15 protein-coding genes, 1 tRNA gene, 1 other RNA gene and 1 other annotated feature are annotated in these 16,548 nt (G+C 40.0%); of the genes, 13 read left to right on the top strand and 4 right to left on the bottom strand.

Features of this window, described 5'->3' with window-relative positions:
• Positions 1 to 425: 425 nt before the first annotated feature.
• Positions 426 to 1,367 carry a YaaC family protein gene (locus ACSU6B_RS28135; RefSeq protein ID WP_410889700.1) on the bottom strand — a complete coding sequence of 314 codons (942 nt, stop codon included), beginning with the start codon at positions 1,365 to 1,367 and terminating at the stop codon, positions 426 to 428.
• A 106-nt stretch (positions 1,368 to 1,473) separates the two neighbouring features.
• Here ACSU6B_RS28135 and guaB point away from each other — a divergent pair, with 106 nt between their 5' ends.
• The 6 genes from guaB to ACSU6B_RS28105 all read left to right on the top strand — a co-directional run bounded on the left by guaB (position 1,474) and on the right by ACSU6B_RS28105 (position 8,337).
• The gene (guaB, locus tag ACSU6B_RS28130) at positions 1,474 to 2,943 is read left to right on the top strand and encodes an IMP dehydrogenase (protein ID WP_215007930.1); all 1,470 of its coding nucleotides are present in this window, start codon (positions 1,474 to 1,476) and stop codon (positions 2,941 to 2,943) included.
• Positions 2,944 to 3,157: 214 nt separating this feature from the next.
• The gene (locus ACSU6B_RS28125) at positions 3,158 to 4,474 is read left to right on the top strand and encodes a D-alanyl-D-alanine carboxypeptidase family protein (RefSeq protein WP_410889701.1); all 1,317 of its coding nucleotides are present in this window, start codon (positions 3,158 to 3,160) and stop codon (positions 4,472 to 4,474) included.
• A 197-nt stretch (positions 4,475 to 4,671) separates the two neighbouring features.
• Positions 4,672 to 5,553, top strand: a complete 882-nt coding sequence (gene pdxS / locus ACSU6B_RS28120; protein ID WP_215007932.1) for a pyridoxal 5'-phosphate synthase lyase subunit PdxS — start codon at positions 4,672 to 4,674, stop codon at positions 5,551 to 5,553.
• Between the two features lie 161 nt (positions 5,554 to 5,714).
• Positions 5,715 to 6,305: a pyridoxal 5'-phosphate synthase glutaminase subunit PdxT gene (gene pdxT, locus ACSU6B_RS28115; protein ID WP_410889698.1), complete on the top strand. Its 591-nt coding sequence runs from the start codon at positions 5,715 to 5,717 to the stop codon at positions 6,303 to 6,305.
• 57 nt (positions 6,306 to 6,362) lie between these two features.
• Positions 6,363 to 6,586: a binding site (T-box leader), on the top strand.
• Positions 6,587 to 6,675: 89 nt separating this feature from the next.
• On the top strand, positions 6,676 to 7,956 hold the full coding sequence (gene serS, locus ACSU6B_RS28110; protein ID WP_410889697.1) for a serine--tRNA ligase: 1,281 nt from the start codon (positions 6,676 to 6,678) through the stop codon (positions 7,954 to 7,956).
• A gap of 288 nt (positions 7,957 to 8,244) precedes the next feature.
• A tRNA-Ser gene (locus ACSU6B_RS28105) sits at positions 8,245 to 8,337 on the top strand.
• Positions 8,338 to 8,448: 111 nt separating this feature from the next.
• Here ACSU6B_RS28105 and ACSU6B_RS28100 read toward each other — a convergent pair.
• The 3 genes from ACSU6B_RS28100 to ACSU6B_RS28090 all read right to left on the bottom strand — a co-directional run bounded on the left by ACSU6B_RS28100 (position 8,449) and on the right by ACSU6B_RS28090 (position 11,685).
• On the bottom strand, positions 8,449 to 9,144 hold the full coding sequence (locus ACSU6B_RS28100) for a deoxynucleoside kinase (RefSeq protein ID WP_410889695.1): 696 nt from the start codon (positions 9,142 to 9,144) through the stop codon (positions 8,449 to 8,451).
• Between the two features lie 15 nt (positions 9,145 to 9,159).
• A complete protein-coding gene (locus ACSU6B_RS28095; protein ID WP_215007943.1) occupies positions 9,160 to 9,807 on the bottom strand; it encodes a deoxynucleoside kinase in 648 nt (215 codons plus the stop codon).
• A gap of 192 nt (positions 9,808 to 9,999) precedes the next feature.
• Positions 10,000 to 11,685, bottom strand: a complete 1,686-nt coding sequence (locus tag ACSU6B_RS28090) for a LysM peptidoglycan-binding domain-containing protein (protein WP_410889694.1) — start codon at positions 11,683 to 11,685, stop codon at positions 10,000 to 10,002.
• A gap of 227 nt (positions 11,686 to 11,912) precedes the next feature.
• Between ACSU6B_RS28090 and tadA the strand changes: the two genes are divergently transcribed.
• The 7 genes from tadA to ACSU6B_RS28055 all read left to right on the top strand — a co-directional run bounded on the left by tadA (position 11,913) and on the right by ACSU6B_RS28055 (position 16,358).
• Entirely contained in the window at positions 11,913 to 12,431 is a 519-nt protein-coding gene (gene tadA / locus ACSU6B_RS28085; RefSeq protein WP_410889692.1) for a tRNA adenosine(34) deaminase TadA, read from the top strand.
• Positions 12,432 to 12,507: 76 nt separating this feature from the next.
• An RNA gene (ffs, locus tag ACSU6B_RS28080) (signal recognition particle sRNA large type) lies at positions 12,508 to 12,772 on the top strand.
• Positions 12,773 to 12,917: 145 nt separating this feature from the next.
• Positions 12,918 to 14,606, top strand: a complete 1,689-nt coding sequence (gene dnaX, locus ACSU6B_RS28075) for a DNA polymerase III subunit gamma/tau (RefSeq protein ID WP_410889691.1) — start codon at positions 12,918 to 12,920, stop codon at positions 14,604 to 14,606.
• Between the two features lie 226 nt (positions 14,607 to 14,832).
• Positions 14,833 to 15,153, top strand: coding sequence for a YbaB/EbfC family nucleoid-associated protein (locus ACSU6B_RS28070; RefSeq protein ID WP_168245863.1), 321 nt, complete (start codon positions 14,833 to 14,835; stop codon positions 15,151 to 15,153).
• A gap of 17 nt (positions 15,154 to 15,170) precedes the next feature.
• A complete protein-coding gene (gene recR / locus ACSU6B_RS28065) occupies positions 15,171 to 15,767 on the top strand; it encodes a recombination mediator RecR (RefSeq protein WP_088084902.1) in 597 nt (198 codons plus the stop codon).
• A gap of 21 nt (positions 15,768 to 15,788) precedes the next feature.
• Positions 15,789 to 16,007, top strand: a complete 219-nt coding sequence (locus tag ACSU6B_RS28060; RefSeq protein WP_410889690.1) for a YaaL family protein — start codon at positions 15,789 to 15,791, stop codon at positions 16,005 to 16,007.
• 87 nt (positions 16,008 to 16,094) lie between these two features.
• Positions 16,095 to 16,358: a pro-sigmaK processing inhibitor BofA family protein gene (locus tag ACSU6B_RS28055; protein WP_088084904.1), complete on the top strand. Its 264-nt coding sequence runs from the start codon at positions 16,095 to 16,097 to the stop codon at positions 16,356 to 16,358.
• Positions 16,359 to 16,548: the final 190 nt, after the last annotated feature.

Here is a 16,548-nt window from a genome sequence, read left to right as displayed (position 1 = left end):
GCTTCTCAGCGCCGATGGTAGTTGGGACACGCGTCCCTGTGAGAGTAGGACGTTGCCAGGCACATCTAAGAACAACTCATTTTTGGGTTGTTTTTTTGTTTGTGGAGAAACTTGTTTAGTGTTAAAAGATTAGGGGTTTACCCTGCCCGTTAATGAGTAAAATGTCCATCGGAGGGGTTCCGAAGGACAAAACCCCACAAGTGAACAGGAAAAATGTCTATCGGAGGGGTTCCGAAGGACAAAAACCCACAAGTGGATAGGAAAAATGTCTATCGGAGGGGTTCCGAAGGACAAAACCCCACAAGTGGACAGGAAAAATGTCTATCGGGAGGGGTTCCGAAGGACAAAACCCAGATAAAAACACATAAAAGAGGATGTCCAAAAGCGGGCTTTATTTGACAACCTCTTTTTTTATATTAATTATACTATCCCATCAAATACTGATAAATCAAAAAGGGTCCTTTCTGCATGGTGATATCAAGAAAAGAACATATGAATGGATAATCCTGATTGGGCATCATTTTGGTCAACTCACTCCACCATTCCGTTTCATAGCGGGCGATCATACTTAAATTATAAAGCAATAAATAATGGACCAATAGTTCTGGGAAATTGAAATAGTTCTCTTTATTCAGAGGCAATGCAAAGGTTTCATTCTCAATATTATATTTAAGTGGAGAATTTCCAAAAAGAAAAGTCGTGTTCATCGAAAATGCCAGACCATCATTTGAAAATTCCACTCCTTTTTCAAACTTAGATGTCAAAAATTCCTTAAACCGATTTTCTGTCATATGAAAATGATCTAATACGGTTTCAGGTACAAAAAACTGTTTATGATCCGTTTGTAACTTAATAAATGTCCTTTTCCCTTCAAGTAAAAAGAATAAATCATCCAGTTCTGGTATAAGCTGTAGTAATTCCTCCATAATGACTTTCTCCCCTTCCAATTGTTTCATGTGAAACAATTTTTCAGAGATGAAGGGGAAAAGTCCATTTTTTTGAAATTTAACTTCGTCTTGAAAGAAATGATAATTCTGCTTCTTCCTTTTCCTTGTCGAAACTCCGTGTGCTAAAACCGCTGTTGTTTCTGGATAAGCAGGATCAATGGTTAATATACATGCCTTAATTAAATGGACGAGACCATAAAAAAGTAAAATTGGTTTTATAATAAGAGGAGAGCTTTCTGCTTGTTGATAATAAATTTGTCCGTGTTCAAGATAATAAAGAAAGGCATAACAATTTTCATAGCTTTTTTGTTCAGGGTTCTCGATCTGACGCTTTTGGTAACAACCTTTTAAAAAGCGTTGGCAGTATTCTGCCGAAAAGAAGCAAGAGTAGCTTTTCCAATCTTTATATTCAATACCCAAGACTATATCACCTTTTTCAGAAGAATCAGACTAATACTTATTCCTTGACAGTATTTTATCCAATTGATAACCTACAAATAATATTTTTTTCCTGGGGGCCATAAAAATGTGGGAAAGTAAATTTTCAAAAGAAGGTTTAACGTTTGATGATGTATTATTAATTCCTGGTAAATCTGAGGTATTGCCAAGAGATGTAAACATGCAAGTGGAATTATCACCAAGTGTAAAGTTGAACATTCCAATCATAAGTGCTGGGATGGATACAGTAACAGAATCAGAAATGGCTATATCAATGGCTCGCCAAGGCGGTTTAGGGATCATCCATAAAAATATGACCATTGATCAGCAAGCGGAGCAGGTTGAAAAGGTAAAGAGATCGGAAAGCGGGGTTATTACTGATCCATTTTTCCTAACACCAGAGCACCAAGTGTTTGACGCAGAGCATTTAATGGGAAAATATCGTATTTCCGGAGTACCAATCGTAAATAACTTTGAAGAACAAAAGCTTATCGGTATTATCACCAATAGGGATCTTCGTTTTATTCAAGACCAAGATTATTCATTTAAAATTTCTGACGTAATGACCAAAGAGAAACTTGTCACAGCCCCAGTCGGAACGACGTTAAAAGAGGCAGAGAAGATTCTGCAGCGCTACAAAATTGAAAAACTTCCGCTTGTAAATGAGCAGGGTGTTTTAAAAGGGCTAATAACAATTAAAGATATCGAAAAGGTTATTGAATTTCCAAACTCCGCTAAGGATAGCCAAGGCCGTTTATTAGCCGGAGCTGCGGTCGGTGTAACAAGCGACACAATGAAACGTGTGGATATGCTGGTAAAAGCGAATGTCGATGTGATTGTCCTCGATACAGCCCATGGACATTCAAAAGGTGTCCTCGATATGGTAAAGGAAATCAGAACTGCGTATCCTGACCTCACCATTATTGCTGGAAACGTGGCAACAGCTGAAGGAACCAAAGCCTTAATTGAGGCAGGAGCAGATGTGGTAAAAGTAGGAATTGGACCTGGTTCTATTTGTACGACAAGGGTTGTAGCAGGTGTTGGTGTCCCACAAATTACCGCTGTTTATGATTGTGCATCAGAAGCGCTCAAGCATGGTAAAACGATTATTGCTGATGGCGGCATCAAATACTCTGGTGACATCGTGAAAGCCCTGGCAGCTGGTGGACATGCTGTTATGCTTGGCAGTCTATTGGCTGGGGTAACAGAGAGTCCAGGTGAGACAGAGATCTTCCAAGGACGACGTTTTAAGGTATATCGTGGCATGGGTTCAGTTGCAGCGATGGAAAAAGGATCTAAAGACCGCTATTTCCAAGAAGATAATAAAAAGTTCGTTCCAGAAGGAATTGAAGGACGGATTCCATATAAAGGGCCGTTAGCAGAAACCATTTATCAGCTGATCGGCGGCCTCAGGTCAGGAATGGGCTATTGTGGAACTAAAGACCTTGAGGAATTAAGGATGAAGGCACAATTTATTAAAATGACCGGTGCGGGTCTTAGAGAGAGTCATCCACATGATGTCCAAATCACAAAAGAGGCTCCAAATTACTCGCTATAATCATTAAAACAGAGAAGCGTGACTTCTCTGTTTTTTTTATGTAAAAAGGCCTAGGAATGTGTGTGAAACTTTCAAAAATAGCCATAAGATGGTTCATAGCTCCGTCTATGATTTGCCATAGAGTTATGTTAAAATAACCAAAGTGTATAAATTCTTGGAGGGCGTTAAAGTGAACAAACATTTTTATAGGAAATGTATTGCCAGTGCTATGGCAATGATTATGTTTTTTGGACTATTTGCTGGTGTTGATATAGCGAAGGCAGACGCAGCATTAAATGTGAATGCAGATGGAGCTATTTTGGTTGATGGAGAAACGGGCAAGATTTTATATGAAAAGAATGCTGACAGTCCATTAGGAATTGCCAGTATGACGAAAATGATGACTGAGTATCTTTTACTCGATGCTGTAAAACATGGAAAGGTGAAATGGGATCAGGAATATACAGTAAGTGATCTTGTTTATAAAATCTCACAACCGACTGGTTTATCTAATGTCCCATTACGCCTTGGTGAAAAATATAATGTTCGAGAATTATATGAAGCAATGGCTATTTATTCTGCAAATGGAACAACCATTGCTCTAGCAGAAGTCATTGGCGGTACGGAAACCAATTTTGTGAAAATGATGAATGACAAGGCAAAAAAATTAGGATTGAAAAATAGTAAATTTGTAAACTCCACCGGTTTGAATAATAAAGATTATAACGGTGACCAACCAGAAGGAGCAGGAGCAGATGAAGAAAACGTTATGTCCCCTCATGACGTGGCGACATTAGCTTTTCATCTCATAAATGATTATCCAGATGTTCTAAAAACGGCTAGTACGCCTAAAAAGGTATTCCGAGAAGGAACAGAAGATAGAATAGAAATGCAAAACTGGAACTGGATGCTGCCATCATTGGTTTATGGTTATCAAGGCATGGATGGACTAAAAACAGGTACCACTGATTTTGCAGGCTACTGTTTTACAGGGACAGCAAGCCGTGATGGTAAACGATTTATAACTGTTGTTCAAAATGCTAAGGATATTAGCGGCAAAAACGATGGGTATAAGGCACGCTTTGGTGAAACGAAAAAAATGCTGGATTATGCTTTCAGCAATTATACGAAGGAAAAGCTTGTTCCTAAACATTATCAAGTAAAAGATCAGAAAACCGTTCCTGTTGTTAAAGGAAAAGAGGATCAAGTAAAAATCTATACGAAATCAGCTTTAAATATGATGATTCAGAATGGCGGGAAAAAAGATTATAAACCAGTCCTTGTACTAGATAAAAAGAAACTGAATAAAAACGGTGAGCTAACTGCACCAATTAAAAAAGGTGAAACGGTTGGTTACGTAACAGTTGCACCAAAAAATGGAGGAAAAGTTAAGTTCTTAACAGCAGCAGGTCAACAAAAGGCCAAGGTTGATGTGATTGCTGCAAATGATGTAGAAAAGTCAAACTGGTTTGTGTTAATGATGAGAGGCATCGGTAGTTTTTTTGGTGATGTCTGGCATGGGATTTCTTCTGCTGTTAAAGGATGGTTTTAATTTAATTTAAACAGTAGAACCTCTAGGTGGTAATAATAGGATGTACGCGAAAAGGATTCTTGTCTTGACAGGAATCCTTTTTTGTTGCTTTAATGTTTTTATGGGGTTAAAATAATTCCGACTAAATTAATAAAGATTTCTGAAACTATGAGAAAATTTTTCTTAATATTAAAAGAAATAATTAGGGGGATTTAGAAATGATAACAGGTACTGATCTCGTAAAACGTGGTATGGCTGAAATGCAAAAGGGCGGCGTCATCATGGATGTTGTTAATGCAGAGCAGGCGAAAATTGCTGAAGAAGCAGGAGCAGTAGCAGTAATGGCTTTAGAGCGTGTTCCTTCAGATATCCGTGCAGCTGGCGGTGTAGCAAGAATGGCAGACCCTAGAATCATTGAAGCAGTTATGGGTGCTGTGACGATCCCTGTAATGGCTAAAGGAAGAATTGGACATATTGTAGAAGCGCGCATTCTTGAAGCAATGGGTGTTGACTATATCGATGAGAGTGAAGTTTTAACACCTGCTGATGAAGAATACCATTTAAATAAAAGAGATTATACTGTACCGTTTGTATGCGGCTGTCGTGACCTTGGTGAGGCTGCCCGCAGGATTGGTGAAGGAGCATCTATGCTTCGTACAAAAGGCGAACCAGGAACAGGTAATATTGTTGAAGCAGTCCGCCATATCCGTAAGGTAAATGCTCAAGTCCGTAAAGTTGTTGCTATGAATGAGGACGAGCTTATGACAGAAGCAAAGCTATTAGGTGCACCATATGAAATCCTCTTAGAAATTAAACGCATTGGCAAGCTGCCAGTTGTTAACTTTGCTGCTGGCGGTGTGGCAACACCTGCAGATGCAGCGTTAATGATGCAATTAGGAGCGGACGGTGTATTTGTTGGTTCTGGTATCTTTAAATCAGAAAACCCAGCGAAATTTGCTAGAGCGATTGTTGAAGCAACTACACATTATCAAGACTATAAATTAATTGCTGAACTTTCAAAGGATCTTGGAACACCTATGAAAGGGATCGAAATTTCATCACTAGCACCTGAAGCACGCATGCAGGAGCGTGGATGGTAATTAGAAAAGCGGAAGGCGCCTTTTTATCGGCGACAAGCATAAGACGAGCCGGCATGAAGGTTGCTTTTTAACCTTCTTGACGGATTGGCTTATGACCTCGAGCCGATGGCGCCTGGAGCTAGACAGTTATCGAAGTTCAAAACGCATAAAGGGGTATTTTTATGATTAGAATCGGCGTTCTTGCTCTACAAGGGGCGGTCCGTGAACATATGAGCTCAATAGAAGCATGTGGTGTAGAGGCCGTCGCAATCAAAAGAAAAGAAGAACTACAAGAAGTGGATGGCCTCATTCTTCCTGGCGGAGAAAGTACAGCAATGCGACGTTTAATTGACAAATATGATTTTATGGATGCCCTTAAAGAATTTGCTCAAGAAGGGAAACCTATGTTCGGAACCTGTGCGGGGCTCATTTTATTAGCCAAAGATCTTGTTGGCTATAACGAGTCACACATCGGTGTAATGGACATTAAGGTGGAACGTAACTCGTTTGGACGCCAAGTTGACAGCTTTGAGGCGGACCTTACGATTAAAGACGTCGCTGAAAGCTTCCCAGCAGTATTTATTCGTGCACCGCACATCGTTGAGGCGGGAGAGAATGTTGAAATTCTGTCCAAGCATAATGACCGCATCGTGGCCGCACGGGAAGGACAATTTCTAGGCTGTTCCTTCCATCCTGAGTTGACGGATAATCATGGTCTTACGGCGTACTTCGTCGAGATGGTGAAGGAAGCTAAGGCTAAACATCTGGTATAATTGGGTTGCATTTGGTTTATAATTATAGTAATTTAAAATTACAAAATCTAAATAAAGATTAAAGCAATGAGAGGAACTAGTAACAGGAGATTCATTCTCTAGAGAGCCGGTGGTTGGTGTGAACCGGTGGATGAAGCTTGTGAATCCCTCCTCGAGCAAGGTGCGGAACACCTCCTCATGAGGTCAGTAAGTACTTTCGGTAGAAACCGTTAACGTTTTTTCGAGGTGGACAGTTTTTTCTGTCAACCAGGGTGGTATCGCGAGTAACTCTCGTCCCTGTATTAGGGGCGGGAGTTTTTTTATTTTTAAGCGGATGCTCCCGTGAAGCAAGTCTAATCTAAAATATTTTTAAAAAAGGAGCGCTGTTATTATGCTAGATATTAAAGTGCTAAGAGCTGATTTTGAAGATGTAAAAGCAAAACTTCAAAAGCGTGGAGAAGATTTATCTGCTCTCGACCAATTTGAAGAACTCGACCAAAGAAGACGGGAATTGATTGTGGAAACAGAAAAGTTAAAAAGCCGTCGAAATGAGGTTTCTCAGCAGGTTGCTTCTTTAAAGCGTGAAAAGCAGGATGCCGATCACTTAATTAAAGAAATGCGTGAGGTTGGTGACCAGATCAAAACGTTTGATGATGAATTACGAGTGGTTGAAGAGTCATTAGAGCTTTTGATGTTGAGCATTCCAAATATCCCGCATGAAAGTGTTCCAGTTGGTGAAACCGAGGATGATAATATTGAAATTAGACAGTGGGGCAAGGTGCGTGAGTTTGAGTTTGAAGTCAAGCCTCACTGGGATGTTGCTGATCAACTAGGTATTCTGGATTTTGAACGAGCTGGTAAAGTAACTGGAAGCCGTTTTGTCTTTTATAAAGGGTTAGGAGCTCGTTTAGAACGTGCATTAATGAGCTTCATGCTAGACCTCCATGTTGATGAGCATGGTTATACAGAGATATTACCGCCATATTTAGTCAACCGGGCAAGCATGACGGGTACTGGCCAGCTTCCTAAATTCGAAGAAGATGCGTTTTTGATTGAAAATGAAGATTACTTCTTGATTCCAACAGCAGAGGTACCTGTCACCAATTTTCATCGAGATGAGATTTTAAGCGGTGAAGACCTGCCAATCCGCTTCGCCGCATACAGTGCGTGTTTCCGCTCTGAGGCTGGCTCTGCGGGCCGTGATACACGAGGTTTGATTCGTCAGCATCAATTTAACAAAGTTGAACTTGTAAAGTTTGTTAAGCCTGAAGATTCTTATCAGGAACTGGAAAAGCTGACAAATGACGCTGAACGGGTATTACAATTACTTGAACTGCCATACCGTGTGTTAAGCATGTGTACAGCTGACCTTGGCTTTACCGCAGCAAAAAAATATGACATTGAAGTTTGGATTCCAAGCTATGGAACTTACCGAGAAATTTCTTCTTGCAGTAATTTTGAGGCCTTCCAGGCAAGACGGGCAAACATTCGCTTCCGTCGTGAACCAAAGGCTAAACCAGAGCATGTACACACCTTAAATGGTTCTGGCCTCGCGATTGGCCGCACGGTGGCTGCCATTTTAGAAAATTACCAGCAAGCCGATGGCAGTGTCGTGATTCCTACGGTTTTACGTCCATATATGGGCAACCGCGAAGTCATTAAGCCAATGTGAAATTAAAGCTGTGTTAAAGCTAAATGTTGATTTTACACACTCTGTTGATTGGAGTGGAATGTGCGAGACTCCTGCGGGAGCACGGGACAGGGGAGACCCCACAGGCGCGAAGCGCCGAGGAGGCTCCCCGGAACGCCCGCGAACCGCACGCACATAGAACGGAAATCAACAGACAAGTTTAACAAAGCTAAAATTACAAAAACTGGACAGATCAAAAATTTGTCCAGTTTTTTTATTTAGTATGTTGACATAGTAAAAACAATATGGTAAATTAGTTTTTGTTGATACGGAGGAATACCCAAGTTTGGCTGAAGGGATCGGTCTTGAAAACCGACAGGCGGGTCATACCGCGCGGGGGTTCGAATCCCTCTTCCTCCTCCATTAAAATTTTAAATCGCGCATAAAAACTGGAGATAATGGTTCGTTACAGTACATGTAACGGATTTTTTTTATGCTCTAAAAAATAAAGGACATAAAAAAACACATACTGGATTACCCAATATGTGCTGTTCTCATATTTAATATTTTTTGTAGTTTATCTTCAACCGCACGGCAGACCTTAGTGGCATCTTCTTCATTTTTTACGACGTCTGTCGTATCCATATCAATCACTAATACGTCACTTGCTGCATACTGATTCATGACCCACTCATCATAACCCTTCCAAACCTCGAAGTAGTATTCCTTCAGCTCAGGGTTTATTTCAAAGCTTCGACCGCGCGCCATAATCCGATCAATTACCGTATCGAACGAACCTTTAAGGTAAACCATTAAATCTGGCGCTTTCCTTGGAAGTTCATTTAGTTCTTCAAGCATATTTTCAACTAAGTCTTCGTAAATTTTAAATTCCAAATCTGATATTCTGCCTAATGATTTATTTACATAAGCAAAATACCAATCTTCATATATGGAACGGTCCTGAATGGTGTAAACAGGCTCTCTCCAACTGACGCACTCCTTAACCGTTTTAAAGCGTTTATTTAAGAAGAATAATTGAAGAAGGAAAGGAATCCTTCTTGCATCTAGCTCTTCAGGTGTCAGTTCGTAATAGAGCGGTAGAATCGGATTGTCATCCACCGATTCATAAAACACTTTACTATCTATTCCTCTATTTTGAAAGTGTGCATTCAATGTGTCTGCAACACTTGTTTTTCCAAGACCTATCATACCACCAATTACGATACTCACTAACATTCCCCTGTTCTATAGTGTTTTAGTCCAGCTGCTTTTTTTTAATGCTAATGATAATTGACCAATAATATGGTTTAAATCATGTTCATTTTTTACAAAATCCAATTCATCTCCACTGAAACGAAGAACTGGTATTTCAGGATGTTCTTTTTCAAAGATCATCATTGTTTCTTCATAATCAAGCGATAACTGCTCTAAATATAAGGGGCTGATATTTTTTTCGACTTCACGCCCTCTTACTTTGATGCGTTTTAACAGCGTGTCTAGGCTTGCATTCAGATAAATAATCACGTTAGGCTTCGGCATATCCTCGGTAAGGATTTGATAAATTTTATAGTATTTTTGATACTCGTTCCTGCTTAATGAACGCTTAGCAAAAATTAAATTCTTGAAGATATGATAATCCGCTACGACGGATTGCTTTTGGCTTAAGAAATGGGTATTGATATCCCCTAATTGCTTAAAGCGATTGCAGAGGAAAAACATTTCCGTTTGAAAACTCCACTCCTCAATATTTTCATAGAATTTCCCTAGAAATGGATTTTCATCAACAATCTCTTTTAGTAATGCAAATTCGAATTGCGCTGAAATGGCTTTAGCGAGAGATGTTTTGCCAACACCTATCGGCCCTTCAACGGTAATAAAAGGTGTATCCCCCATTGCAAGTCCTCCTTCTCCAACTGCCTACACTCTATATTTCACCAGATAAACTGGTTATTTAGTACCGTAAAACAGGCAAAGACTATTTTATCATAATCTCACTCAGGAAGGGATAAGGAATATTTAGAAGTAACCCGTTTTATGTCGAATATATGAAAAAACTGCCGAATAGGGGCAGTTTTTGGAAAAAAATTATTGTTCTAATCCATGTTTTCTTACCACTACTTCATTTTCAAGCATATCCCACATACCTTTATCTTCCATTCCTAATCTCCAAAGTGCTAAACCCCGTATTCCAAGACGATTTGCAAGTTCGGCCTTTGCTTTTATACTTGCTCGATTTTCAAACCATACCTCATGTTTAACCCCTTTTTCATCTGTATAGGCAAACATTGGGGTTTTTGTTTCTTCATCAAATATAATCTCTTTCTTATATTTGGCAGCGAGAGCCATTGCTCGATCAAATGATGCATAAGCTGCACGACCTGTTTGGAGATTAAAATCAAAGCCAAATACTGAAACAGCAGCAACTATTTTTCCTTTAGGCATAACAGACATAGCATAACGAAGCACTTTTTCCATTCGTCCAATTGATACTACGGGACCTGGTCCGCTTCCAGGCCAACCATGCTCATTATAAAGCATAACGACAAATTGATCGGTTGGCTGATGTAGATTTGGATAATCAAATGGTTTTGCAAAAACACTCGGGTCCGTTGGTCCTGTTTTAGATGGTACAGCCGTCGAGAAGAAATATCCTCTTGCATCAAAAACGCGCCCAATTACTCGATATAACTGAGTTAAACGATTTCGATCTTCTTCCAGTACATCCTCAATATCGATATCAACACCGTCTAATCCGTATCTTTCAACTAATCTAACTAAATTTAGAGCAAATGCATTCATATTCTGTTCAGAGGAAACCAGCACATGAATAACCTGCTTTGCCAGTTCTACGCCTTCTTCATATAAAAGGTTGTGCACAGTCGCTAACATTTTTACATTATTACGATGACCGATTCGTACGAGCTCTCGTACTTGTTCATCCGGAAATTCTCCAAACTTACCAATCGTTGTCGGATTGTCTTTATTTATTCTGAATAAGAATAATCCATTTTGTGAAATATTTTCTATGTTTGTCACAAAGGATTGATAAGAACTAGGTAATGTAGGTCCCTCTGATAATGTATAATATCCTAAAATTTGAATAATAGGATCAGATCCATCATATGCTCTTAAGGTAGAAACAGTCTTAGAAATCCACCCTGGATTACCATTGAATAATGCAACTTTATACCAATCTCCTTGAACACCAATTAGAGGTAATCTTGCACCACGATCCATTTGGGCAATTACGCTAAAATTAGCACCTGGCCGTTGCCGGACGTTCGCACTATCTACATTGACAATCACTTCCGAGTATACCGGTATCCTAATTTTTTGACCCACATTTAGACTCATGCTTTGTAAATTATTTAAGGCAACGATACTCTCAACAGTGGTATTATATCTACCAGCAATCTGATATAAGGTATCACCTGACTTAATGACGTATTCAGTTTGTCTCTCATCAATTTCAGATACTTTCATTCTTTGATTAACATAAATAATATTCGATCGTAATTGATTCATTCTTTTTAATTCATCAATCGAAACACCAAATTTCGTTGCAATTGTGTACAAGCTGTCACCTGGTTGAACAATATAAATATTCCTTTCAACATTAACTGGTAACACCAATTGCTGACCAATATAAATATTAGTAGAAGTTAGTTGATTTTCATATCTAATACGTTCAGCATTTGTTTCAAATTTCTGGGCAATTGTATACAACGAATCTCCAGGCTGTACTATATAATTAATTTGCCGATAATACATTCGTATATCATCTCCTCACCTACGCATCTATATTTATATATGCACGGGCAAAGATTTATTGACTGATATTTTTAGGTGCAATCATTATATGCTAATGTATATATATAATCCTAATAATTTAAAAAGAACCATTGATAAACCAAAGGTCAATCTAATTAGCTTGGGAATAATGATATAATGGAAGATAAGATGGGATGTTTTTATTTTTATTTTTAGGCGGTTTTAATATGGTTGAAATTCATTCTGATGAATACTACATAAAAGAAGCGATTAAGGAAGCTGGTAAAGCAGAAGCTTTAGCTGAGGTACCTATTGGGGCAGTTATTGTTGTCGATGGGAAAATTATTTCCCGCGCACACAATTTGCGGGAAACTCAGCAAAGTGCCGTTGCTCATGCTGAATTATTGGCGATTGAAGAAGCTTGCAGGGGTACGGGATCCTGGCGGCTGGAGAATGCAACGTTATATGTTACGCTTGAGCCTTGCCCAATGTGCGCAGGGGCAATCATGTTATCAAGAGTCAAACGAGTCGTTTATGGTGCAGCTGACCCTAAGGGCGGCTGTGCGGGTACACTCATGAACCTCTTGGAGGATGAGCGCTTCAACCATCAGAGTGAGGTTATCAGCGGTGTATTAGAGAAAGAGTGCGGGCAAATACTCTCCGACTTTTTCCGAAAAATAAGAGAGCGGAAAAAGCTCGAGAAAAAAGTGCAAAAGGATGAACTTACAAAAACTGACAGTGAATAGTGATTGCTTTTTTACGAGAATATTTGTATACTAAGAAAGCGTCATAGAGACGCACTAAACTTTGGTATCAACTTTGCCGTGCTAGGTGGGGAGGTAGCGGTGCCCTGTACCCGCAATCCGCTCTAGCGGGACTGAATTCCTTCCCGAGGCTAACGACCTGTAGGGTCTGCCTTAAGTAAGTGGTGTTGACGCCCGGGTCCTGCGCAATGGGAATCCATGAACCATGTCAGGTCCGGAAGGAAGCAGCATTAAGTGGACGCTCCCATGTGCCGCAGGGTTGCCTGGGCCGAGCTAACTGCTTAAGTAACGCTTATGGGCGTTAGTCGACGGAAGGTGCACGGCTGTTATATTACATAAATTAACTCATCTCAGAATTGGGATGAGTTTTTTTGTACATTCAACTAGATTCATTTTGTAAAAACCAAAATGGTTAAGGTATAATAAGAAAAGTAGAAAGATGAAAAATTTGAAGGGGGCGATTGTCAATTGGCTTATCAGGCTTTATACCGTGTTTGGCGGCCTCAAACATTTATTGATGTAGTAGGACAAGAACATGTAACCAAGACATTGCAAAACGCCCTGCTTCAACAAAAGATCTCTCATGCATATCTTTTTTCAGGACCGAGAGGAACAGGGAAAACAAGTGCGGCTAAAATATTAGCAAAGGCGATTAATTGTGAACGTTCGCCGGTTTCAGAGCCATGTAATGAGTGTGCTGCCTGTCTCGGAATCACCAATGGGACAATATCGGATGTGCTGGAATTTGACGCTGCTTCGAACTCACGGGTGGAGGAAATGCGTGATGTTCTTGATAAGGTCAAATTTGCACCTACTTCGGTTAATTATAAGGTCTATATTATTGATGAAGTCCATATGCTATCCATTAGCGCATTCAATGCATTGTTAAAAACATTAGAAGAACCGCCAAAGCATGTGATCTTTATTTTAGCAACGACAGAACCTCATAAAATCCCCTTAACTATTATTTCAAGATGTCAGCGCTTTGACTTTAGAAGAATTACAGCTGGAGCAATCGTCAAACGGATGAAATTAATCGTTGAGGAAACTGGAGTCAATTGTGATGAGCGAGCCCTGCAATTGATTGCCCGGGCAGCAGATGGCGGGATGCGTGATGCGCTCAGTTTATTAGATCAGGCCATATCGTATAGCCAGGACCAGGTATCAATTGAGGATGCCTTAACGGTAACCGGATCGGTATCGCAGGGATTTTTGAATAAGCTTGCCTTAGCATTCAGGGAAAAAGATGTTGCAAGCGGGTTAGAAGCACTGGATGAACTTTTATTTCATGGAAAAGACCCAATGCGCTTTATTGAGGATTTAATTTTATTTTATCGTGATATGCTGCTTTATAAAACAGCACCAAACCTTGAAGAATCCCTTGAACGAGTGATGCTTGATGATGATTTTCGAATCATGGCTGAAACCATCTCAATGGAGCAGATTTATCAGCTCATCGATCTCTTGAATAAAACTCAACAAGAAATGCGCTGGACCAACCATCCAAGAATTTTCCTTGAAGTAGCGATCGTTAAGTTATGTCAAATGGAAGTTAAACACACAGAGCAAGCAAATCCAGCACAAATTGAACAATTAATAACAAGAATCGGCCAGCTTGAGACAGAACTGCAGCATTTAAAGGAAACTGGTGTGGCGGCAGTGCCGCAAGATACCGCAACACAAGCGCAGAAGTCTGCGCCAAGATCTTCTAAAAAGACATTTCAACCTGCAGTTGGAAAAATCAATGAAGTATTAAAGCAGGCAACGAAAAGCGATCTAAATGTCATCAAAGCCAATTGGGGCGAATTGCGGGCAAGTCTTTTAAAATCACAAGCCGCCCTGTTAAACGATGCAGAGCCGATTGCAGCGTCCTCAACTGCTTTTATTATAAAATTCAAGCATGAGATGATTTGTCAAATGGCAATGAATCGTGCGGATTTTCTTGATGCTGTAATCGCCGCATTATATAAATTAACCGGCAAAAGATTCATCCTTTTGGGTGTTCCTGAAGACCAGTGGCTGCCAATTCGCGAAAACTTTTTGAATAGTCATGATGGTGCTGAAGGAGAAACCAGCGAAGCACCTAAGGAAGAAGAACCACATATTGCCGAGGCGAAAAAAATATTTGGCGAAGAATTTGTGGAAATTATTGATTAATAACTAACTAATTGGCTGTGTTAAGCTAATTGTTGATTTTGCACACTCTGTTGATTGGAGCGGAAGACGCGAGACTCCTGCGGGAGTACGGGGCTGGGGGAGACCTCACAGGCGAGTATCGCCGAGGAGGCTCCCCGGACCGCCCGCGGAAAGCGAAGCGCTTGGAGTGGAAATCAACAGACCTGTTTAACACAGCTAAATAATTAAATGGAGGTAGATGGTAATGATGCGTGGTGGCGGAATGGGAAATATGCAAAATATGATGAAACAAATGCAAAAGATGCAAAAGGAAATGGCGAAAGCACAAGAAGAATTAGGTGAAAAGAAGATTGAAGGATCTGCTGGCGGCGGAATGGTCACAGTAGTGGTAACCGGTCATAAGGAAGTTGTCGATGTAATTATCAAACCTGAGGCAGTCGATCCGGATGATATCGAAATGCTTCAAGACCTTGTTTTAGCTGCAACAAATGATGCTCTTAAAAAGGTAGAAGAGTTAACAAACAGTACGATGGGGCAATTTACAAAAGGAATGAACCTTCCTTTTTAGGAGTGGAATAGCAAAAGATGCATTATCCTGAACCAATATCTAAGCTGATTGACAGCTTTATGAAGCTGCCAGGTATCGGCCCAAAAACGGCCGGTCGTCTGGCTTTTTTTGTCCTAAGTATGAAAGAGGATACGGTGCTTGATTTTGCAAAAGCACTAGTGAATGCCAAACGAAATCTAACCTATTGTTCTGTCTGTGGTCATATCACGGATCAGGATCCATGTTATATTTGTGAGGACCAACGCCGGGATAGAAGTATCATTTGTGTCGTCCAAGATCCTAAAGATGTGATAGCGATGGAAAAAATGAAGGAATTCAACGGTTTGTACCATGTTCTGCATGGGGCGATTTCCCCGATGGATGGGATAGGTCCTGAGGATATCAATATCCCTGACCTCTTAAAACGTCTTCAGGATGAAACAGTTACTGAAGTGATCCTAGCGACTAACCCTAATATCGAAGGGGAAGCAACCGCGATGTACATTTCACGTTTGTTAAGGCCATCAGGGATTAAAACGACAAGAATTGCGCATGGGCTTCCTGTTGGCGGGGACCTTGAATATGCGGATGAGGTAACCTTATCGAAAGCGATTGAAGGCCGGAGAGAATTTTAAAAAGACGCGGAGGAATCAGTCATGTTTTTTCAGCGTAAAGGTCGGTTGCGTAAGGAGTATAATGAAAAGTTCTTAATGCAGTTGAATCGATATAAAGAACATTGGCAGCAAGAAAAGCTGCTGTTGGAAAAAAGTTTTGATCCTTCCGAAGAAGTGATTTGCCAAACAAAAATTGCTGAGGCAAAATATATCTTTCTATTAAGAGAAGCAAAGCAGCGGAATGTTACCTTAATGAAATAAAAACTAAGCTATTTCTTTTTTTAGGTCTATCTTTATCAACTTGTACATAAGTTGAAACAAAGTGACTTAAGAAGGGGGATAGCTTTTTTGGAACCAATTATCGTAATATCCATCCTCGGAGGGCTCATACTTATCCTTTTATTTACGGGTGCTCCTTTCAAGCCCGCTCGATTGGTTGGACAGGCTGCTATTAAATTAGTCATTGGAGCGCTATTTTTATTCTTCTTAAATGCTGCGGGTAACCGCTATGGAATTCATGTGCCGATTAATTTTGCTACATCGGCTATTTCAGGATTTTTAGGAATCCCGGGTCTAATCGCTTTAGCTGCTATTCAACATTGGGTACTCTAGTCCTAAAACCGCTGAAAAAAAGCGGTTTTTCTTTTTGAAAAACAAATTTATAAAAAAGTATTGACCAATCCTTTAATATGCTGTAATATATGAAAAGTCGTCACAGAGACGATGAAATGCAAATGAAAAAAGTTGTTGACTTCTGGTTGATAACTTGATAAGATAATAAAGTCGCTTTTAGGCGACAGAG

Source organism: Neobacillus sp. C211, from assembly GCF_051842875.1.
Classification (GTDB): Bacteria; Bacillota; Bacilli; order Bacillales; family Cytobacillaceae; genus Neobacillus.
This window is presented reverse-complemented; position numbering and strand designations above follow the sequence as displayed.